Origin of the sequence: Rhodococcus marinonascens NBRC 14363, assembly GCF_001894885.1 — a bacterium.
GTDB classification, from domain to species: Bacteria; Actinomycetota; Actinomycetes; order Mycobacteriales; family Mycobacteriaceae; genus Rhodococcus_F; species Rhodococcus_F marinonascens.
In genome coordinates this window covers 39,280-58,691 of sequence record NZ_BCXB01000005.1, presented here as the reverse complement: position 1 = coordinate 58,691, position 19,412 = coordinate 39,280, and the positions used below count along the sequence as shown (strand labels likewise).

Annotated in this window: 20 protein-coding genes; 9 read left to right on the top strand and 11 right to left on the bottom strand. The window is 64.6% G+C overall.

Going from position 1 to position 19,412, the window contains the following annotated elements; all coding sequences use genetic code 11:
• The 5 genes from RM2_RS06200 to RM2_RS06180 all read right to left on the bottom strand — a co-directional run.
• Positions 1 to 961 (bottom strand): condensation domain-containing protein (locus RM2_RS06200; RefSeq protein WP_072687965.1); only part of this gene is annotated, 961 nt, incomplete at its 3' end.
• A gap of 21 nt (positions 962 to 982) precedes the next feature.
• Entirely contained in the window at positions 983 to 1,399 is a 417-nt protein-coding gene (locus RM2_RS06195; RefSeq protein ID WP_072687964.1) for a SufE family protein, read from the bottom strand.
• Positions 1,396 to 2,295, bottom strand: coding sequence for a sulfurtransferase (locus RM2_RS06190; RefSeq protein WP_072687963.1), 900 nt, complete (start codon positions 2,293 to 2,295; stop codon positions 1,396 to 1,398). Before RM2_RS06190 ends, RM2_RS06195 begins: the two co-directional genes overlap by 4 nt.
• Positions 2,296 to 2,376: 81 nt before the next feature.
• Complete coding sequence (locus RM2_RS06185) at positions 2,377 to 3,819, bottom strand: condensation domain-containing protein (RefSeq protein WP_072687962.1); 1,443 nt, start codon at positions 3,817 to 3,819, stop codon at positions 2,377 to 2,379.
• Entirely contained in the window at positions 3,819 to 5,339 is a 1,521-nt protein-coding gene (locus RM2_RS06180) for a condensation domain-containing protein (RefSeq protein ID WP_072687961.1), read from the bottom strand. The genes RM2_RS06185 and RM2_RS06180 overlap by 1 nt, the downstream gene beginning before the upstream one ends.
• A 261-nt stretch (positions 5,340 to 5,600) precedes the next feature.
• On the opposite strand from RM2_RS06180, the gene RM2_RS06175 reads away from it, so the two are divergent.
• The gene (locus RM2_RS06175; RefSeq protein WP_072687960.1) at positions 5,601 to 7,394 is read left to right on the top strand and encodes an MFS transporter; all 1,794 of its coding nucleotides are present in this window, start codon (positions 5,601 to 5,603) and stop codon (positions 7,392 to 7,394) included.
• Here the strand turns inward: RM2_RS06175 and RM2_RS06170 are convergent.
• Genes RM2_RS06170 through RM2_RS06160 form a run of 3 tightly spaced genes read right to left on the bottom strand, consistent with a single transcriptional unit; the run spans position 7,377 to position 10,043 of the window.
• A complete protein-coding gene (locus RM2_RS06170; protein WP_072687959.1) occupies positions 7,377 to 8,021 on the bottom strand; it encodes a Maf family protein in 645 nt (214 codons plus the stop codon). The genes RM2_RS06175 and RM2_RS06170 overlap by 18 nt on opposite strands.
• A 10-nt stretch (positions 8,022 to 8,031) precedes the next feature.
• Positions 8,032 to 8,406 carry an acyl-CoA carboxylase subunit epsilon gene (locus tag RM2_RS06165; RefSeq protein WP_072687958.1) on the bottom strand — a complete coding sequence of 125 codons (375 nt, stop codon included), beginning with the start codon at positions 8,404 to 8,406 and terminating at the stop codon, positions 8,032 to 8,034.
• Positions 8,403 to 10,043, bottom strand: coding sequence for an acyl-CoA carboxylase subunit beta (locus tag RM2_RS06160; protein ID WP_072687957.1), 1,641 nt, complete (start codon positions 10,041 to 10,043; stop codon positions 8,403 to 8,405). Before RM2_RS06160 ends, RM2_RS06165 begins: the two co-directional genes overlap by 4 nt.
• A gap of 116 nt (positions 10,044 to 10,159) precedes the next feature.
• Here RM2_RS06160 and RM2_RS06155 point away from each other — a divergent pair, with 116 nt between their 5' ends.
• The 5 genes from RM2_RS06155 to RM2_RS06135 are packed head-to-tail and all read left to right on the top strand — an operon-like array spanning position 10,160 to position 14,218.
• Entirely contained in the window at positions 10,160 to 10,999 is an 840-nt protein-coding gene (locus RM2_RS06155; protein ID WP_072687974.1) for a biotin--[acetyl-CoA-carboxylase] ligase, read from the top strand.
• A 25-nt stretch (positions 11,000 to 11,024) separates the two neighbouring features.
• Positions 11,025 to 11,582, top strand: a complete 558-nt coding sequence (locus RM2_RS06150) for an HdeD family acid-resistance protein (RefSeq protein WP_072687956.1) — start codon at positions 11,025 to 11,027, stop codon at positions 11,580 to 11,582.
• 12 nt (positions 11,583 to 11,594) lie between these two features.
• Positions 11,595 to 12,152, top strand: a complete 558-nt coding sequence (locus tag RM2_RS06145; protein WP_072687955.1) for a PH domain-containing protein — start codon at positions 11,595 to 11,597, stop codon at positions 12,150 to 12,152.
• Between the two features lie 39 nt (positions 12,153 to 12,191).
• Positions 12,192 to 12,872, top strand: coding sequence for a response regulator transcription factor (locus RM2_RS06140; RefSeq protein ID WP_072687973.1), 681 nt, complete (start codon positions 12,192 to 12,194; stop codon positions 12,870 to 12,872).
• Positions 12,873 to 12,880: 8 nt separating this feature from the next.
• Entirely contained in the window at positions 12,881 to 14,218 is a 1,338-nt protein-coding gene (locus RM2_RS06135; protein ID WP_072687954.1) for a sensor histidine kinase, read from the top strand.
• Here the strand turns inward: RM2_RS06135 and RM2_RS06130 are convergent.
• On the bottom strand, positions 14,215 to 14,784 hold the full coding sequence (locus tag RM2_RS06130) for a GtrA family protein (protein ID WP_072687953.1): 570 nt from the start codon (positions 14,782 to 14,784) through the stop codon (positions 14,215 to 14,217). The two genes, RM2_RS06135 and RM2_RS06130, sit on opposite strands and share 4 nt — an antisense overlap.
• Before the next feature lie 132 nt (positions 14,785 to 14,916).
• Here RM2_RS06130 and RM2_RS06125 point away from each other — a divergent pair, with 132 nt between their 5' ends.
• The 3 genes from RM2_RS06125 to RM2_RS06115 are packed head-to-tail and all read left to right on the top strand — an operon-like array spanning position 14,917 to position 17,078.
• Positions 14,917 to 16,176 (top strand): 5-(carboxyamino)imidazole ribonucleotide synthase, encoded by a 1,260-nt coding sequence (locus tag RM2_RS06125; RefSeq protein WP_072687952.1) that lies wholly within the window; start codon positions 14,917 to 14,919, stop codon positions 16,174 to 16,176.
• Positions 16,160 to 16,687 carry a 5-(carboxyamino)imidazole ribonucleotide mutase gene (gene purE, locus RM2_RS06120; protein WP_072687951.1) on the top strand — a complete coding sequence of 176 codons (528 nt, stop codon included), beginning with the start codon at positions 16,160 to 16,162 and terminating at the stop codon, positions 16,685 to 16,687. The genes RM2_RS06125 and purE overlap by 17 nt, the downstream gene beginning before the upstream one ends.
• Before the next feature lie 13 nt (positions 16,688 to 16,700).
• Positions 16,701 to 17,078 (top strand): hypothetical protein, encoded by a 378-nt coding sequence (locus RM2_RS06115; protein WP_084721657.1) that lies wholly within the window; start codon positions 16,701 to 16,703, stop codon positions 17,076 to 17,078.
• Here RM2_RS06115 and RM2_RS06110 read toward each other — a convergent pair.
• Positions 17,066 to 17,782, bottom strand: coding sequence for a TIGR03089 family protein (locus RM2_RS06110; RefSeq protein ID WP_072687950.1), 717 nt, complete (start codon positions 17,780 to 17,782; stop codon positions 17,066 to 17,068). The genes RM2_RS06115 and RM2_RS06110 overlap by 13 nt on opposite strands.
• 103 nt (positions 17,783 to 17,885) lie before the next feature.
• On the bottom strand, positions 17,886 to 19,403 hold the full coding sequence (locus RM2_RS06105; RefSeq protein WP_084721656.1) for an LCP family protein: 1,518 nt from the start codon (positions 19,401 to 19,403) through the stop codon (positions 17,886 to 17,888).
• Between the last annotated feature and the right edge of the window lie 9 nt (positions 19,404 to 19,412).

The window sequence follows — 19,412 nt, the reverse complement described above, 5'->3', positions numbered from 1 at the left end:
TGAGACCGACGAACCATCCGAGTGCGGACGCCCACTGAGGGGAGTGCCGGGTGTGGACCGGGGTGATCGTCCGAAAACGTTGATGTCCGGCTACTTCCGCGCCGGCCAGACCGAGGCACGCGAGCAAGCCGGGAAAGAAGCCCACGTCCGTCTCGCGGCACGCCGAGTTGAACGCCGCAGCCTGGTCGGCGTCGAGGATCCAGGCCGAGAGATTTTGCTGGGCGTGCCGGGTACGCGGTCCGATCTCGAGCGGGAATTCGGGCAGCCCTGGTCCCTCGAGTGTCGAACGCCAGAGGTCGAGCGCCTCGCGCTCGACCTCAGGATCGGTGGACGCCTCACGTTCTTCGCGACCGAAGTCGATATAGCTGCCGACGGGGAACAGATCGACCGTCCGACCGGACAGGGACTCCTCGTAGAGTGCGGACAACTCGTGGGCGACCAGCACGATCGAGAATCCGTCGATGATCGAATGATCCGCCGCGAAGAACACGATGAATCGATCGCGTTCGACGATTTCGAGTGTCGCGAAGACATACGACGGCCAACTGTGCGGTGAGGCGTACTCGTCGAACAACTGCTGCAGGTGCGCGAAGTTGTCGCCCCCCTCGACGTCGTAGCCGTGGCCGACGACCCCGACATGCAGGCCGCCGCGTGGCACGGTGGATCGGCGGACGCGCCCGGTCTCGGCGTCCAAGGTCGTGTGAGAGCGCAGCACCTCATGGCGGTCGGTCCACTTCTCCAGTGCCGACCGGAATGCGTGGACGTTCAGCGTGCCCGGGATCTCGAAGGCTGTGCCCAGCCACGATTCTCGGCCGCCGGACTCAGTGCAACGGCGAAGGTGTGCCTCGTGGATATAGGACGCCGGACGGGGATCGTCCACCCAATCGGAGCGGGCGCACAGCAACCACTCGGTGAGTGCACCCACCGGGACTGGATAGTCGGCGAGTTCGGTGAATTCCATCAGTATGTAGTCGAATCCGGCCTAGTCGTGAAGATGACGCTTGATTCGCGCGAGCATCGCGGACATGCCACGCAGTCGCAGCGGACTGACGGCGTCGGCGAGCCCCAGTGCGGAATAGAAATCATCCGGAACGTCGAGAATGGTTGCGGCACTGTGCCCGTCCAGGCCCTGGTGCAGGATCGAGGCAAAACCCCGCGTCGTCGGAGCCTCCGGTGGCGCGCTGAAATGCAATCGCACGTGTGCCGGATCGGAATTGTCCACAAACAGGAACAGCGGAGACTGGCACTCGGGTACCGGTTCCATCGCATCCTTCTCGAGTTCCGCGGGGAGCGGTGCCAATTCGCGGCTGAATTCGAGCAATAACTGCAGCTTGTCCGAACCGTCGACGGCAGCGAAGTCGTCGACGATCTCGGCAAGTGAATCGGGTAGTCGGGTCATGACGAAGCGCCGGGAACGTCCCCCTGCTCCTCACCCTTGACGATGGGAACGCGCACCATGTTGCCCCATTCGGTCCACGAACCGTCGTAGTTGCGGACGTTCGGGTAACCGAGCAGGTGGGTAAGAACGAACCAGGTATGGCTCGAACGCTCACCGATGCGGCAGTACGCCACGATGTCGTCGTCCGCGGACACGCGGCCGTAGATCTCGTTCAGCTCGCCACGCGAGCGGAAACGGCTGTCGGGGGCGGCAGCTTTGGCCCAGGGGATGCTCTGTGCGCTCGGGATGTGGCCGCCGCGGAGAGCACCCTCCTCCGGGTAGTCGGGCATGTGGGTTCGTTCGCCGGTGTACTCCTGGGGTGAGCGCACGTCGATGAGCGGACCCTTGCCGAGGTGATCGAGAACCTCGTCCTTGAAGGCTCGGATGGGGGCGTCGTTGCGCTGGACCACCGGGTAGTCGGTGGGGGTGGTCTCGGGAACGTCGAATGCGGTGGCCCGGTCCTCTGCGATCCAGGCGTCGCGGCCGCCGTCGAGGAGTCGGACGTCCTTGTGCCCGAACAGCGTGAACACCCAGAGTGCGTACGCCGCCCACCAGTTGCTCTTGTCGCCGTAGATGACGACGGTGTCGTCGCGGCTGATGCCCTTTCGGCTCATCAGTTCGGCGAATTGCTCGCCGGAGATGTAGTCGCGGGTCACAGGATCGTTGAGATCGAGGTGCCAGTCGACCTTCACGGCACCTGGGATGTGCCCGACGTCGTAGAGGAGCACGTCCTCGTCCGACTCCACTACCTTGAGACCGGGTGTGCCCAGATTCGCGGAGAGCCACTCCGTCGACACGAGCCGACCAGGGTTGGCGTAGTCGGCGAAGGACTTGGTGGGATCTGGTGCTACGGGCACGGGTGGGCTCCTGGAACAGATGCGGTGCGGACAGTATCGATTCTATGCGGAAGCCGCGCCTTCGTTCGACCGGGTCGGTGGTCACACGACCGGAGTGCCCTCCAAATCCAGCTGACTCGTGAGTTCCGCGATGGGAGTGACACCATGTTCGCAGATGTCTCGCATGATCTCTTCCACCCGTACGAGGAACTCCGTGACCGCCCGTCGCGCCGTAGGGGTCTCGGGGAACCGGGAGCGCAGCGCGAGGCCGAGGTGAGTGCGCGAGATCCAGAACTGGGCATCGTCCGCGACGGTTACGTTGCTGACGTGGTGCGCGTTCAACTCGACGTGGTCTTCGGTGCCGGGCAGTTTGCGGTAGTCGATGTAGGACACCATGAACACATCCGTGCGGGTGCGACGGTACCCGTCGCCGAGCGCCTCGCGCACCTGGGCCATCGACACGCCCTTGAGCGTGAGGGCTTTGCGGAACGAGGCGTGGGTGTGCGCGAGCGAAGCCTGGAAGTCTCCGTCCGGCGTCAGCTCGACGGTCAGCGGTGCGCTGGTCGTGAGCCATCCGATTGCGTTTGCCCACCGCGGATCCTGGCGTATGTGCAGTGGGAATTGCAACGGCATCCGGGTGACGCCATTGATCGACTGCACGGCCATGCCCATCGCGGTGAGCGTGCCGGTGAACAGACTGCCGCCCGACTCGAGGCATATCTCCTCGAAGCGCTCGGTGTCGGCGGCGTGGAGAAGTGGGCGGACGTCGGCGCCCTGTGGTGCTGGATGGCCCGCTTCGACGCCCAGATCGATCGGGAAACTGGGCGCGGTACCGCCGCAGCGCTCGTAAAACCGCGCCCACTCGCGCACACGGGGGTCACCAAGGTCGGTGACCGGTGCGTCGGCTTCGAGTTCGCAGTATCGCAGGAAGCTGCCGGGATCGCCGAACTCCTTGGTCAGATCGTCCTGGGTGACCTCCGCAGAACCGCCGAGCAGGACCAGTTTCTCGTAGATCTGGCGAAGTTCGCCCAGCGCAATGACGAGCGAATAGCCGTCGACGAGGGTGTGATCGAACGCGCTGATCACGGTGTAGTGCGAGTCGCGCTCGATTGTGGCGAACAAGTAGGCGGGAAATGTCAGCGGATCGCACGCCAAGGTAAAGCGTGAGCGCAGATGATCGCAAAGCTCGTCCGACGACGATGTTGCCACGGACTCGGACGAAGAGACGGTGATGTCCTCGCGGTCGAGATCGACGCGCAGCATGGAGTCCGCGCTCACGTCGAATCCGGACTGCAGCGTGTCGTGGCGTCGGATGAAGTGCACCAATGCCTGTTCGAGCGCTTTCCGGTCGAGTCGACCGGGAAGATCGAAAGCTGCTGCCATCCAGACACTTCGGCCCACACCGTGCGTGCGCGCGGTCTCGAGATGGAACTGTTGATTATACGACGGCGGTATCGCGGACCGAGAAACCGTGCCGGGCGCGACGGACCACTCCGTCACCAGGCCTGGCTCGAGCATGTACCGGTCGATGGATGTGACGTGCACTACTTCACTCCTGTGGCGGTCGTGGATTCCGAGTTTGCCGGAATGAAGGGCGACAACGTGAAGTCACCTTCGCGAGCAACAGTTTTCATGATCGTCCTCAGCCGTCCGGCATACGCTGCGACCGACCGGTATGCCTCCTCGGTGTCCGGGTGCGAGATCGCGATCCACGTGCCCTCGAGGACGCGGTTGATCCAGATCGACGCGATCTGCGTGGCCTTACCACCCACGATCATGGTCGCTCGGGTGGACGCGTAGTCTTCGGTTTGTGGCAGTCTGCGGGCGTCGATGTACGACACGATCGGGGGAGGCGTCAGGGTGGTGGGCTGTGCCACCGAATCGTGGCCACCGTGCGCGAGGACGGTATCGACCACCTGCTGCGCCGATACCTCGCCGAGAGTCTTGCCCGAATGGTAGGCCTCCTGGGCGCGCTGGGCGAGACCGGTGAACGTCGTGGCATCGCCTAGCTCGAATCCGACCGGAATGAGATTGATGAACCAGCCCTGAGACCAGTCGAACTGCGGGTCGTTGCGGGTGCTGACGGGGGACAGCGCAATGTAGCGCTCACGTCCGACGAGTTCATGCTCAGCGATGGCGAGGGCCGCGAATACTCCGCCGATGAAGTTGGCACCGTTCGCCTTGCACACGGCACCGAACTGCTCGCACTCGTCGGCGTCGGCCAGGTCGAAGCGGCTTCCGATGGCCGGCTTGGGTGCGTCGGACGCGCCGAGGTCGAGGGGAAAGCTCGGGAAGGTTCCACCGCTGCGGGTGAGATGCCCTATCCAGCCCTGCACCTCGGGGGAGGCGAGAGTCAGCGCCGCCGCCTTCTCCCGCTCCCGCCGGCTGTACTCGAGGTAGCTGCCCGGGTCGTGCAGTTCGGGTTCGATACCGGCGAGTTCCGCCTCGTAGAGGATCCGCGTTTCGGCAAACATCAGAACCATCGACTGCAGGTCGCTGTGTGCGTGATCGACCCCGTGGAACAGGGTGAAGCTGTCACCGGGACCGGCAGGTTGTGTCGAGTCGTAGTGCTCGATCACGCCGAGCACGAATGAAGGCCAGCCCAGCGCGCTGGTGTCGTTCGCAAACCGCGCGGCGACGTGGTCTCGGACCTGCGCAGGTGCGCTCAGGAGGTCACCCTGGTGCGCGACAAGCTCGATGGAATCGCTGGGGACGATATGCCGTCGAACGCGATTGGCGGCGTCTGTCGGATCGGCCTCGGGGTCCTCGAACGAGAACCAGGTGTGAAGCGTGTCGTGACGTAGGATGTAGCGCTCGAGCGTCCGCGTCATGGCGTCGACGTCGAGCCTGCCTGGGAAGTCGAACGCAATGCCGATCCACGGCGACTGCGTCTCACCCTTGTTTGCTGTCAGTTGCGCCCGCCGAAGGTGACGCTCCTGCATGGTGGTGGGCAGGGCCGGACCGACCGGGGCATCCGCAGCCGCACGTGCACTCGCGTCGGTAGCCTTCCACTCGACGACCCTCCCAGACTCTGGGATCCAGTGAGTAATCAAGTTCAAGTCCATCGATCGGCTCCCGGTGTCTGAATGTGAAGATTGCGAGTTCGGTCAGGTCTGGCGTGGACTTCTCGCAACAGCATGCGGCATTGAGTACTTCACCGCGGCGAGTAAAGAGAAGTAAAGGAGTTTGAGAATGCTTACCGGCAGGGTTGGCCCGAGTCAAGTATCGGGCATGCGAGTCACGTGCAGAAAGAGACATCTGTACAATGCGGAATCCGTGAGGACTCCGCGGCGTTCATATCCACCGGTTGCAGTTAGCCTGTGCGGATGTCTGTAGCTCTGCGTGACGCACCAGTTCGTGGCGAACTCGGCAAATGGGTCCCGTGGCTGGGATTGGCGACGAGTCTCGCTGCGGTATTCATGCAACTGCTCGACGCCACCATTGTCAACGTCGCGCTACCGAGCATCGCGGTCGATCTGGACGCATCGGTTTCTGCGCAGCTACTGATGGTGAGCGTCTATACGCTTTCCTTCGCGTGTTCTCTGATCACTGCGGCGCGGCTGGGGGATTTGCTCGGCAGGCGACGGGTCTTCCTGACCGCGCTGGCCGTGTTCGTGGTTGCGTCCCTGCTCTGTGGGCTGGCTGAGTCGCCCACCGCTCTCGTCGTGTTCCGGGCGTTGCAGGGCCTTGCCGCGGGCTCGATGTCGGCTCAGACATTCGCGATCATCTCGGGTCTGTTCCCTAAACGCCTCCATCCCCGTGTCTTCGGTATCTATGGAGCAACCATCGGGCTTGCCACGATCTGCGGCCCGTTGGTCGGTGGCCTTCTCATTCAGTGGAATCTCTTCGACTGGGGCTGGCGGTTGATCTTCTTCGTCAACCTCCCACTCGGAATCGCCGCCCTCGTGCTCGGGTACTTCTATCTCGTCGATGCGAAACCGGACGGAGTCCGGCAACTGGACTCGAAACCGGACGGAGTCTGGCAACTGGACTCGAAACCGGACGGAGTCCGGCAACTGGACGTTGGTGGCGCCGTGCTGTCGGCAGTCGGGCTGTTCCTGCTCATCTTTCCACTCGCCGAGGGACGCGAGCGCGGATGGCCCACTCCGATCGTGGTCATGCTTGCGTGTTCGGTGCCTGTGCTGATCGCGTTCGTCGTTTACGAATATCGGCTCGGGCGCCGCGGCGGCGACCCGGTCCTGCGCCTGGAGTTGTTCACCGACCGTGCATTCGCGTTGGGAGCGGCCATCGCGTTCGCGTTCTTCGGAACCCTCACGTCGTTGATCTTCACTATTTCCCTGACCCTGCAGTTCGGATTCGGCTTCTCGCCGCTGAGAGCAGGCGTGATGACGCTGCCATGGGCGTTGGGCACGGGTCTTGCCGCGCTGGCTTCCTCAGCCGTATATCGGCGTATCGGCAACCTGGTTCTGCCGCTGGGAATGCTTCTCTTCGCAGGCTCCCTCGTTGTATTGGCGGCTCAACTGCAGCACGAGGGCACCGATCCCCGATGGTCGGCGCTCGCCGGGCCACTGTTCGTGGGAGGTGTGGGTCTCGGACTGTTCGTCGCACCACTTCAGACGGCGATTCTCGCGACCGTCCAGCCGCGGAACGCCGGTTCGGTGTCAGGCCTGCTTCCGACCGTCCAGCAGGTGGGTAGTTCAATCGGACTCGCGGTGATCGGCGTCGTGTTCTTCAACCTCGTCGCATCGCAGTCGGCTGACGCGGTCCAGGCAGAGAGGCCTGCGCTGACCACACATCTCACGGATGTCGGCGTGCCGTCGGTGCTGATTCCGCAGGCCGAGGAGACGTTCGTACGGTGTGCTACGGAGCAACTCGGCTCCGCGTCGCCGATGAAGGTGCCCGAGGGGTGCCGTTCCCTCGGGGCGGGAGGCGCCGCACTCGGCGCGTCGGAACAACTGATCGCGGACTCGGCGGTAGTTGCTGCCACGGAATCGACGCGTGATGCGGCCGGTGAGGCGTTCCTGCAGGCCGAACGCCGGATTCTCTGGACTATTTCGGCGGTAGCGGCCGCGATCGGTGTGGCATCGTTGGCCCTGCCCCGTCGGAACCAGTCGATCGAGGACGAATCAGTCGAGGACGAATCAGTCGACGCGGCCTGACGTCGCCCACAGGTCTGCGATGCCGACTCCGACCTGTGCGAGCAAGATCCGCAAGAGGGGCAGACCGATTCCGATCACGCTGGAAGGATCGCCCTCGATGCGGTCTATGAACCACCCACCGAGGCTGTCGAGAGTGAACGCACCGGCGACTTGGAGAGGTTCGCCCGTGGCGAGATACGCCTCCAGGTCGGTGTTCGTGGGATTCGCGAAATGGACGACGGTCGCGCTCTGATCGTGTGCATCGGCTACCACCGAGTCGTTCACGACCCGGAGAACACTGTGCCCGGTGAGCAAGGTTGCGCTGCGGCCGGCCATCGAGAACCAACGGTCCCGCGCCACGTCGACACTGCCGGGTTTGCCTTGCAGTGATCCGTCGATCAGCAGCATGGAGTCGCACCCGACGACCACGGCATCCGAGATCTCGTCCCGCACCAGAACGGGGAGGACGTCCTCGGCCTTGGCGCGGGCCAGTTCGGTGACGACGTTCTCGGGGGCGGCATCGGTACCGAGTGCCGCGATGATCGCGTCCTCGTCGACTCCTGAGACACGCACGATCGGCTCGACTCCGGCGCTGCGCAGCACAGCCAGCCGTGCAGGGGAAGCCGATGCGAGAACGAAAGAAGTCATCGGGTGCTGATCAACGCCGGACGGCCGACCCGTTGAGGAACGAGGACGGGGAGAACGGAATGTTGGCCCGGTGCATTGCGGTTGGGGCACCCCAGGATTCAGGGGGGAGGTTCGAGCCTCGATCGGCCCCGCCGGAAGCGGCCATCGCGGAGAGAACCGCGACCAGCGCCGCGACCTCCTCGGCGGTCGGAGAACCCTTGACTACCTTCACGAACAACTTGGCGATTTCTGCCGGGCCGTCGCCCTCGGTGTCACCCGGCAGGCCAGTGGATGCACTACCGGAGAGGGTGGCATCCGCTGGGCAACCGTGGACTGACTGCGCTACCGCGGCCGCCGCGTCCGAATTGGTCTCGGGGGGCACTACTTCCTCAGTGATAGCGGTCATAGTGGGATGTTCCCATGCTTCTTGGGCGGAAGGGTGACCATTTTGCGTTCGAGGAGGCGCAGGGCGGCCACGATCTGTCCGCGGGTGTGGGAGGGCGGGATGACGGCGTCGACATAGCCGCGTTCGGCCGCGACGTACGGGTTGACGAGGGTGTCCTCGTATTCCTGCTGCAGTTGCAGGCGGAGGGCGTCGACGTCCTCGCCGTTCTCGGCTGCATCGAGGAGGCGTTTGCGGTAGACGAACCCGACGGCCCCGGAGGCGCCCATGACGGCGATCTGGGCGGTGGGCCAAGCCAGGTTGACGTCGGCGCCCATATGCTTGGAGCCCATCACGTCGTAGGCGCCGCCGTAGGCCTTGCGGGTGATGACGGTGATCTTACCGACCGTGGCCTCGCCGTAGGCGTAGAGCAGTTTCGCGCCACGGCGGATGATGCCGTCGTATTCCTGATCGGTTCCGGGCAGGAAGCCTGGGACGTCGACGAGGGTGATGATGGGGATGTTGAACGCATCGCAGGTGCGCACGAACCGGGCGGCCTTTTCGGAGGCGTCGATGTCGAGGCAGCCGGCGAAGACGGTGGGTTGGTTGGCGACTATGCCCACGGCGCGGCCGTCGACGCGGCCGAAGCCGATGACGATGTTGCCGGCCCGTTCTGTCTGTACTTCGAGGAATTCGTCGTCATCGAGGATGCGGCGGATCACCTCGTGCATGTCGTAGGGCTGGTTCGCCGAGTCCGGGATCAGGGTGTCGAGTTCGAGGTCTTCGGGGGTGAGGCAGTCTTCGATTCCGCCGGTCATCGGGTCGGACGGGAGCATGTGGGGGGCGGCGGCCTGATTGTTCGAGGGCAGGTACGACAGCAGGTCCTTGACGTAGCCGAGGGCGTCCTGCTCATCGGAGGCGACGTAGTGGGCGACCCCGGACTTCACCATATGGGTGTGCGCACCGCCGAGGTCCTCCATGGTGACGTCTTCGCCGGTGACGGTCTTGATGACGTCGGGGCCCGTGACGAACATCTGGGAGGTCTGGTCGACCATGACGACGAAGTCGGTGAGGGCGGGGGAGTAGACGTGGCCGCCGGCGGCGGGGCCCATGATCAGGGAGATCTGGGGGATGACGCCGGAGGCCCGAACGTTGCGGTGGAAGATTTCGCCGTACAGGCCGAGGGAGACGACGCCTTCCTGGATGCGGGCGCCGGCGCCCTCGTTGATGCCGATCAGCGGCCGTCCGGATTTCAGCGCGAGATCCATGACCTTGACGATTTTTTCGCCGTAGATTTCGCCGAGGGAGCCACCGAAGACTGTGGCGTCCTGGGAGAAGACGCAGACGTTGCGGCCGTCGACGGTACCGTATCCGGTAACGACGCCGTCGCCGACGGGGCGGTTGTCGGCAAGGCCGAAGTTGACGCTGCGGTGGCGGGCGAGGGCGTCGAGTTCGACGAACGAGCCCTCGTCGAGCAAGGCGGTGATGCGCTCACGGGCGGTCAACTTGCCCTTGGCGTGGACCTTGTCGGCCGCGGACTGTCCGCTCGGGTGAAGTGCCTCGGCCTGACGATTTCGCAGGTCGGCGAGCTTCCCCGCCGTCGTGTGAATATCCGGCTTGATCGCCGAATCCGGCGCACTCGGCTCCTGAACAGTGGTCATGACAGGTCAGCTTAACGAGAGCGGGCGGGCCTCTCACAGGGGAGGTGGTCAGGCGGCGGGTTGCCGGAACTCGGCTACTCACCAGTACCTTTCCGGAGCCGTCCTAGGCTGTGGCGATGTGGACCGACCTGAACCGACCTCCTCTCTGTGCGGACAATCTCCGCGCGGCACTCGTCCGCGGCAACGAGGACAGCGATCAGCGTAAGTTCTGGGCGCGTCTGGATGTCGTGGAGGAGACCGGATCCACGAACGCGGACCTTCTCGCTCGCGCCGCACGTTCGGAATGCGACCGCCACGTGTTGCTGGCGGAATTCCAAGGGAGCGGCCGTGGCCGCCACTCACGGGTGTGGGTGAGTCCGCCGCAGGCGCAGATCGCCGTCTCGGCGCTGCTGACAATGCCTGGACTGAGCGTGGGTGCCATGGGATGGCTGCCTCTGCTCACCGGTGTCGCAGTGGTCGACGCACTGCGTGTCGTCGCGAAGGTGCCCGCCGAACTGAAGTGGCCGAACGACGTACTGATCGATGGTCGAAAAGTTGCCGGGATTCTCGCAGAGGTGGCCACGACGACACCGGACCCCACGGTCGTCGTCGGGATCGGGCTCAACGTAAGCCTCACGCGAGACGAACTTCCCGTCGAACACGCCACGTCCCTCGTGCTCGAAGGCGCCGAAGTCAGCGACCGCGACACCCTGGTGCGTGCCGTTTTGCGTGCGATCGCAGAACGCTGGCAGCAGTGGCATGACTCGAACTGGGACGTCACTGATCTCGCCGAGGCATACCGTGCCCGCTGTGGAACACTCGGCAGGCGCGTGCGGGCCGAATTGCCCGGTGGCCGTGAACTGATCGGAATCGCAACGGATGTCGACCAGGAGGGCCGCGTGGTGATCACGCCGGACGGTCAAGCCGACCCGATGTCCGTCTCCGCGGGCGATATCACACATTTGCGCCCGGTGTGAGTCGGGTGGTGCGACACTGGGATGTATGAGTACCTCAACTCCCGAGTCAGTTGACATTGCTGCCCGGCGCACGTTGACCGGCCTCACGATGGTGTTAGGCCTACTCACCCTGGGTCTAGGCATCGCTGTTCTCGTCTGGCCGCACGTCACTCTCACTGTGCTGGCTGTCCTGATCGCCATCCAATTCTTCGGGTTCGGCATCGTCCAGATCGTTCGGGCGTTCGCCGACGTCGACGCCGGCGGAACGACGCGGACGCTCGTGGGCGTATCCGGTGCCCTGGCAATACTTCTGGGTTTCCTCATGCTGCGGAGCCCACTCCAGACCGTGGTGATCATCGCGCTCGTCGTCGGCGCGTGGTGGGTGTTCCGCGGGGTCCTCGACATCGTCGAAGGCGCCTCGGGTTCGACGACGGATCGCGGCCTGAGTATTGTGCTCGGTGTGATCAGCGTGGTCGCAGGCGCCATTGTGCTCCTGCAGCCCGAACTATCTCTCGGGGTGTTCGTGATCGTGGTCGGCGTGTGGATGGTGCTGTACGGCATCATCATCACCATCACCCCGATCGTGCTCAGCCGCATGCGATAAGCTCACTCCTCGATGGGATATCCGGAGGGCGCTCTCGCTGAAGAAGAGGAACTCTTACTTCACAGCCATCCGCACTGGAAGATGCTGCTACTCCCGGCCGTCATCTTGTTGACGGTGACGGCCGCGGCGGGGTTCGCGGTCGGCTTCGCGGAGAATGAACTAGACGCCTCCTCGCTGAACGTCGTACGCGTTGTCATCCTCGTGCTGTGGCTGGCCGTCGTTGTATGGCGCTGTCTCGCGCCGTTTCTCAGATGGAAATCTAAGCACTTCGTCGTCACCGACCGTCGTGTACTAGTTCGCGAGGGTGTGATGACGCACATCGGAATCGATATCCCGATGGGACGCATCAGCAATGTCCAGTTCCGCCACGGCCTCCTTGACAGGATGCTCCGCACCGGAACGCTGGTTATCGTTTCGTCTTCCGACGACCCACTGGAATTCGATGACATCCCCGATATCCAGCGCGTTCACTCACTGCTCTATCACCAGGTTTTCGACGCGATGGATCTCCGCCGCGATCACGATCGCGAGCACTTGCGCGGTGACGCCGATACCGGCAAAGACCGATAATCGGTCACAGTCGACTGCACATCTCCGTACGCTGTGGAGGTGACCGCAGTTTTGCTTGCCGAAGATGACGAAGCCATCGCCGCGCCACTGTCGCGTGCATTGGGCAGGGAAGGGTACGACGTCACCATCGAGCAGACCGGCCCGGCAGCGCTGGAACAAGCGCTCGCGGGGGGCTATGACCTCCTGATACTGGATCTCGGGCTACCGGGAATCGACGGACTCGAGGTGTGCAGGCAAGTGCGTGCACACAGTTCCGAACTCGCCGTGTTGATGCTCACCGCCCGTACCGACGAGGTCGATTTCGTCGTTGGACTCGACGCCGGCGCCGATGACTATGTGGGGAAGCCCTTTCGATTGGCGGAGTTGATGGCTCGGGTGCGCGCCCTGCTGCGGCGACGTGGCGGTGGTGAGGGTTCCGTCGTTGAGGTCGGCGGTATCCGACTCGAGCCCGCGGCCCGTCGGGTTCTCGTAAACGGCACCGAGATCGCCCTCGCCAACAAAGAATACGAGTTGCTCCGGGTGCTACTCGAGCACGCCGGACATGTGGTCTCCCGAGACACGATCCTCGCGGAGGTATGGGGTGGCGTGGATCTGCGCGGCTCGAAAACCCTCGACATGCACATGTCATGGCTGCGCCGGAAAATCGGTGACGAGGGCCCCATCGCCAAGCGGCGCATCACGACGATTCGTGGCGTTGGCTTCCGAATCAACACCGACTAGGTGGATCAGTGCGCCGCCGACTTCTCCAGTCGATCCTCGCAGTCGTAATTCTGACGGCACTCCTGCTAGGCGTGCCACTCATCTACACGGCATGGATATGGGTCGAGGACTTGACTCGTACCGACCTCCAGATCCGACTCGATCGGATGGCCTCGGAGATCGTCGCCAAGGATGGTGCCAATGACATCTCCGAAGGAAGTCTCCTCTGGGACGACCTGAGGCTGCTGACCCCCCCAGGGGGGCGCCTGGTGGTCGTGTACCCGACGGTCGATGGCGACCCCGCGCAAGTCGAGATCGGCGAATCGTCTGTGCAATCGCCTTTGATGGAAGCTCGTACGATCAGCGCGTCCGGTTCGTTGATTCTCGAAGTGCCGTCGAGCGCGATGCGCACCCAGCAACGCCAGGCGATCGGCGCCGTCGGCGGGCTGGTGCTCGTGTCGATCGCGGCAGGAGCAGTGGTCGCCGTCGCTACTGCCAGACGGCTCTCCGATCCGCTGCGGGATGTCGCGAACCGGGCGGCACGTCTCGCGGAGGGCGACTTCCGGCCGGCCCCGCGACGCCACGGCATTCCTGAACTCGACCGCGTCTCCGACGTCCTGGACGCGGCGACCCATGAGATGGCGGGCCGTCTGCAGCGCGAACGCGCACTCGTCGCTGACGTCTCCCACCAGCTTCGAAGCCGGCTCACGGCTGTGCGACTGCGGCTCGATGAGCTGTCGGAGCATCCGGATCCCGCAGTAACGGCCGAAGCGGGCGAGGCCATGGAACAGGTGGACCGGCTGACCCTGGCGATCGACGAACTGGTCCGCTCGTCCCGCAGCGGTATCACCGAGAGCCCGATATCGGTGATCAAGGAACTCGGCGCGGTCATCGCAGAGTGGAAACGTCCATTCGAGGACTCCGATCGAGAGTTGCTGCTGCTTGGCGACGCGAATGTGATGGCCTCGACCACCGGATCCAGACTGCGCGAGGCCGTTGCGGTCCTAGTCGACAACGCTTTGAAGCATGGGGACGGCAGTTGCACGGTCGCGGTGCGGCTGATCCAGGGGCAGTCGCATCGGGGTGAAGGCACCGAGACGTCGTCGGCCCATGAGGCCATGGTGTGTGTCGAGGTGTTCGACGAGGGTGCCGGCGTCAGCAACGCCCTGGCTCCGCACATCTTCGACCGTGGCTTCTCGGGCGCCGGTTCGACCGGCGTGGGCCTCGCGCTGGCGCGTGCGCTCATCGAGGCTGACGGTGGCAGACTCGAACTACAGCGTCGGCGCCCGGCCTTGTTTGCGATATTCGTTCCCATGGCACGGGAAGATGTGCCGACTCGGGTGACTGGGACGCGGGAGCCCCGCTAGAGGTCAGGAGTAGCCGATCTCTCCTCCTCTGTGGGCCTGTCTTCGAGGTCGGGGCCTTCGAGGTCGGGATCGATGAGACGCACGTTCTCGTCGGGGAACGCGAACCGGCGGAGCGCCCAGAAGCGGAACACCATCTGCATCAGGTTCCCGATGACGTAGTTCAGTACGAAGTCGACGACGACCCGCGTGGTCAGACTTTCCTGGGATGCGCGGATGTCGAACACGTTGTTGGCGATCCACAAGGGTGCGGCGGCTATGAGAACCCCGACCCCGCTGATGCTGAAGAACAGCAGCGCCTCATGGTGGCGCTCGCGTCCACCCCGGTTCTTGAACGACCATTCCCGATTGAGGATGTAGCTCAGCACTGTGGCGAGAATGCCGGACATGACCTTGGCCACGACGGGCTTCTCTTCAAGGATCGTCAGGCTCAGCGAATAGAAGATCGCGAGATCGAAAATCAGGGTCGTGCCGCCCACGATCCCGAACTTGATCAGTTCGTGATGCTGCAGCGCCAAGGCCCGGAAGGGCTGCGGAACGCGTGCGAGCACGCCGTCGACAAATGACACAACGAGCAAGCTTACGAAAGTCAGGCCCGATAACGCCAATTGACGGCGAGATCATCAGGAGAATCCCAGAAATTTGCCGCCCGGACACCTCGGCGGCGGAACACGACCAGGGACGTGACAAACTGGTAACCCGTGACCGGCAACCCTGACTCCACTCCGCGTCCCACGCCACCCCGGGATCTGACCACTGGGCAGCCCGTCGTGACGATGATCGGTGGTGGACAGCTCGCGCGGATGACGCATCAGGCGGCCATCGCACTCGGCCAGAGTTTGCGAGTGCTCTCGGGCGCTGCGGATGAGCCCGCAGCGCAGGTGAGTCCCGACGTCGTCCTCGGTCGCCACACGGACCTCGACGCGCTCCGCAAGGCTGCCGTCGGTTCGCACGTGGTGACCTTCGACCATGAGCAAGTGCCGACCGAGCACCTCGACGTCCTGGTCGCCGAGGGAGCCAATGTCCAGCCGCCGCCGCAGGCGCTGATCTACGCGCAGGACAAGCTCGCAATGCGCCGCAAACTGAGCGAGCTCGGTGCTCCGGTTCCGGCTTTCGCTGAGGCGACGTGGGCGGGGGACGTCGTGAAGTTCGGCAACGAACGCGGGTGGCCCGTGGTGATCAAGGCGGTACGCGGCGGATACGACGGTCGCGGCGTCTGGATCACGGACGATTCCGACGAAGCCGAGCGCATTGTCACCGCGCAACTCGACAAGGGTGTCCCCCTCATCGTGGAGGAGAAGGTCGAGATGCGGCGGGAACTGGCGGCGATGGTGGCCCGCTCACCGTTTGGTCAGGGCGCCACCTGGCCGGTAGTGGAGACCGTGCAACGTCAAGGGCAGTGCGCTGTAGTCCTCGCCCCGGCCCCGCAGTTACCCGACTCGCTCGCCGAGGCTGCAGAGGAACTGGCACTCCGGATTGCATCAGAACTCGGTGTGGTCGGTGCCATGGCTGTCGAATTGTTCGAGACCACCGACGGCACTCTCGTCGTCAACGAACTCGCAATGCGCCCGCACAACTCCGGTCACTGGACGATGGACGGGGCCCGGACCTCACAATTCGAGCAACATCTGCGCGCCGTCCTCGACTACCCGCTCGGCGACACCTCGCCGATCGCACCGATCACGGTGATGGCGAATGTTCTCGGAGCTACCACGGCCCCCACGATGAGCATGGACGAGCGCGTGCACCACCTCTTCGCCCGCATGCCCGACGCGAAGGTCCACCTGTACGGCAAGGGTGAACGCAAGGATCGCAAGATCGGGCACGTGAACATTGTGGGCGGACCCGGCTCGATCGGTGACCCGGAGTATGTCGCACGGGTGCGTGAGCGCGCCGAGCGTGCCGCGCGGTGGCTCTCGCACGCAGAATGGACCGACGGATGGGATGTGCACGGTGAGTGAATCGGCAACACCGGGGGGCCCTCAGGTCGGGCTCATCATGGGTAGCGACTCCGACTGGCCCACAATGGAGGCCGCTGCCGAGGCACTAGCCGAATTCGGGGTGCGGTTCGAGGTCGGTGTGGTCTCGGCACACCGAACGCCCCAGCGGATGCTCGACTACGCGAAGGATGCGGCCGGTCGCGGCATCCAGGTGATCATCGCCGGCGCCGGCGGCGCCGCCCACCTGCCGGGGATGGTCGCCTCGGCTACCCCGTTGCCCGTCATCGGTGTGCCGGTTCCGTTGAAGTACCTCGACGGTATGGACTCGCTGCTCTCGATCGTGCAGATGCCCGCCGGCGTCCCCGTCGCCACGGTGTCCATCGGCGGTGCCCACAACGCGGGCCTGCTCGCGGCCCGGATCTTGGGCGCCTCGGACCCCGCCCTGCGGCAACTGATGGTCGAGTTCCAGGACGGGCTCGAGAAAGTGGTCCATGACAAGGATCAGGCCCTCCGCGACAAGCTGCTGAGCTGATTCCCCCTCGGAGATGAAGCGCAGCCGAGGGGTGTGGTTGATCCGTGCGTCGCGTGGCAGCGGGCAGTCGGCGGCGATCACGCGTCTGGTGCTGGTCTATGCACGGATGTGGGGTGCCCGCATCGCATTCGACAACGAGTTCGGCATTTTCGTGTGCAGCCGAATGCGCGGAGGATATGCGCGCGGCGGGACTACGATCGGCGGCGCGTTTCTCACCGGCGGGGTTCCGCAGCGGTCGCTGTTGCGGCACGAAGCGGTCCACGCCGACCAGTGGGCCGCATACGGCTGGAGCTTCGCATGGCGGTATCTGTTCGAGGAGTCCCGGCACCGCGGTGCGCGCAACAGGTTCGAGATCGCTGCCGGACTTGCGGACGGCGGCTACGACAGATGACGCGTGATCTTCTCGCTGTCGACGCGCCTCGACTGGGCCGCGGCGTCGGGGTTCGCCACCTGAACCAGCGACGCCCCTGCGGCAAAGACGGCCACGAGTCCGTCGATCAGCGCGTCCGGGGAATCCCACGCCGACTCCGACAGCACCCGATCGGTGCCGGTAATCCCGCGGGCAGCGGCGGAGGCGTGGGCAGCGGCGAGAACATCGTCGACGCTCTTGCCTGCGAGTGCGGTCCCGGCGAGCGTGGGCCGGAACTGATCGCCGTGGACGCGAATGGAGGTGGCATAGTCGGTGATACCGACGGGGAGGTCGGGGACAGGTCGGCCGAATGAGTCAAGCGAGAGTGCCGCGACCTCGGGCACGTCCTCGACCTCGGCAAGATGCTGGGCCGAGACCAGTGCGACATCGGCGCCCGCATCGGGCTCGAGTACGACGTCGGCGCCTGCCCACCACGCGCCGAGCAGGACCGCGGCCGTCTGCCAGTGCGCGGGAAGCAGCACCGAGACCCGGGCACCCGGCTCAAGGGCGAACTCGTCGCGCAGCAGGTTTGCGGTCTTGGCGGCCCAGTTGGCGAGAGTGAGGGCCGAGAGTTCGACCCGTTCGCCGGTCGCGTCGTCGTAGAACGTGACGCGGGGGCCCGCCGGGTCGTTCTTCAGGATCGGGTCGAGTAGGGCGTCGGTGAGCGTGCGGGACGCATGGTTCATGGACATGGTTTCAATTCTCTCGTTCACGCCTCTGGTTGACACCGAGCGGGTCGCTCTAGTTGACACCGAGCGGGTCGCTCTAGTTGACACCGAGCGGGTCGCTCTAGTTGACACAGCGTGGGCCGGAAGAACCGGCGTCGATGGGCGGGCCCGGTGGCGCCGGCGTGGGACTGGTTTCCACGGAGAATACGGATTCGAGGCCTTCGTCGCCGGAGCGGCTGTCGATGGACCCCGTGGAGGACGGTCCCCGGTAGTCGGTGGTCAGCACCACCCGAACCGAGCCTTCGGGCAGCGTCGAATCGGTATCGGTAGGGAGGCCGCCGAGTGCGACGGCGACGGCGTCGGCGGCGTCGCTATCGGCGGATCGGGCGAAGACGGTGGTTTCGCTCACCCACTCGCCGGTGTAGTTTCCGACCTCGCCCCTTTTGTAGCCGATCGAGCCCAGTGCATCGGCCACGCCGCTCGCGAGGCCACTGACATCACCGGCGTTGGCAACATCGACTGTGACGGTGGACGGGTCGATGTCAGGCGTCTCGGAGGCGGTCGTGGAGTCCTCCGAAACGGCGACCTCCTGACCGATGATTCCGGCCACGTGCTCCTGCACTTTCCTTGGCTTGACCCTGACGACCGACTCGCCGTAGTTGGTCATGGCGTTGAGATCCTCGACCGGGATCGTCTCGAACCGCACCTCACCACCCGCGAGCTCCTGCAATTGCGTCGCGAATTCGATGATGTCCCAATCGTCGTCCAGCACTACCGAGCGCTGCACCGCGGTGGTGAGGTCTTCGAGCTTGCCGGGGTTGCTGAGGGTCTTCCCGGACAGTACTTCGCCCACCAGTGATGCCATGAACACCTGCTGCCGCACTATGCGGTCGAGATCGCCACGCGGGAGACCGTGGCGCTGCCGGACGAAGCTCAATGCATCCGCCCCCGTCAACGTCTGTGTCCCGGCGGGGAAGTGGGCGCCCGACAAGGGCTCGTCGACCGGGTTCTCGAGGCAGACCTCGACGCCGCCAACCGCGTCGGTCAAGAGGACGAACCCGAGCATCCCGACCTCGGCGTAGCGGTCGACGGTCACGCCCGTGAGGTCTGCCACAGACGTGATCAGCGCCTCCCTCCCGGCCTTGGTGGACTCTTCCTCGGCTTCGTCGAAGGTGGCGCCATTTTCGACGAGTTCGAGTCGCTCGGTTTCCTTGGTAGCTCCGTAGGCGGCGTTGATCTTGGACATGCCGATGCCCGGGACTTTCACGTAGGAGTCGCGGGGGATCGACACAGCGGTTGCGGAACTACCGTCGATCGGGACGCGGATCAGAACGATGGTGTCGGTGTTGGACGCAATCTCTTCGCCGGCCCGCAGCGAATCGAGTTCGGCCTGGGAGAGCGGGTTGCCGTGCGCATCGGTGCGACTGTCCGTACCCACGATGAGAATGTCAACGGCCCCGTCGGCGTCGCCGCCCAGCCCGAGGCCTCCGGCGATTGCCAGACTGTTTCGCAGCGAATCGATGCCCCACCACGCGAACCCGGTGGTGACGAGGGCGAGTGCAGACAGCAGCGTGACAGCAATGTAGAGCGGCCGTGCTGTCCGCTGGGGCCCGTGTGGTGCAGGTTGCTGCTGTGACACAGAACCCAG

Bases quoted from the DNA above. Each gene is read 5' to 3' on its own strand.
- RM2_RS06195 (WP_072687964.1), bottom strand. From the start codon at position 1,399: ATGACCCGACTACCCGATTCACTTGCCGAGATCGTCGACGACTTCGCT.
- RM2_RS06180 (WP_072687961.1), bottom strand. From the start codon at position 5,339: ATGGACTTGAACTTGATTACTCACTGGATCCCAGAGTCTGGGAGGGTC.
- RM2_RS06175 (WP_072687960.1), top strand. From the start codon at position 5,601: ATGTCTGTAGCTCTGCGTGACGCACCAGTTCGTGGCGAACTCGGCAAA.
- RM2_RS06170 (WP_072687959.1), bottom strand. From the start codon at position 8,021: ATGACTTCTTTCGTTCTCGCATCGGCTTCCCCTGCACGGCTGGCTGTG.
- RM2_RS06165 (WP_072687958.1), bottom strand. From the start codon at position 8,406: ATGACCGCTATCACTGAGGAAGTAGTGCCCCCCGAGACCAATTCGGAC.
- RM2_RS06160 (WP_072687957.1), bottom strand. From the start codon at position 10,043: ATGACCACTGTTCAGGAGCCGAGTGCGCCGGATTCGGCGATCAAGCCG.
- RM2_RS06155 (WP_072687974.1), top strand. From the start codon at position 10,160: ATGTGGACCGACCTGAACCGACCTCCTCTCTGTGCGGACAATCTCCGC.
- RM2_RS06150 (WP_072687956.1), top strand. From the start codon at position 11,025: ATGAGTACCTCAACTCCCGAGTCAGTTGACATTGCTGCCCGGCGCACG.
- RM2_RS06145 (WP_072687955.1), top strand. From the start codon at position 11,595: ATGGGATATCCGGAGGGCGCTCTCGCTGAAGAAGAGGAACTCTTACTT.
- purE (WP_072687951.1), top strand. From the start codon at position 16,160: ATGTGCACGGTGAGTGAATCGGCAACACCGGGGGGCCCTCAGGTCGGG.
- RM2_RS06115 (WP_084721657.1), top strand. From the start codon at position 16,701: ATGAAGCGCAGCCGAGGGGTGTGGTTGATCCGTGCGTCGCGTGGCAGC.
- RM2_RS06110 (WP_072687950.1), bottom strand. From the start codon at position 17,782: ATGAACCATGCGTCCCGCACGCTCACCGACGCCCTACTCGACCCGATC.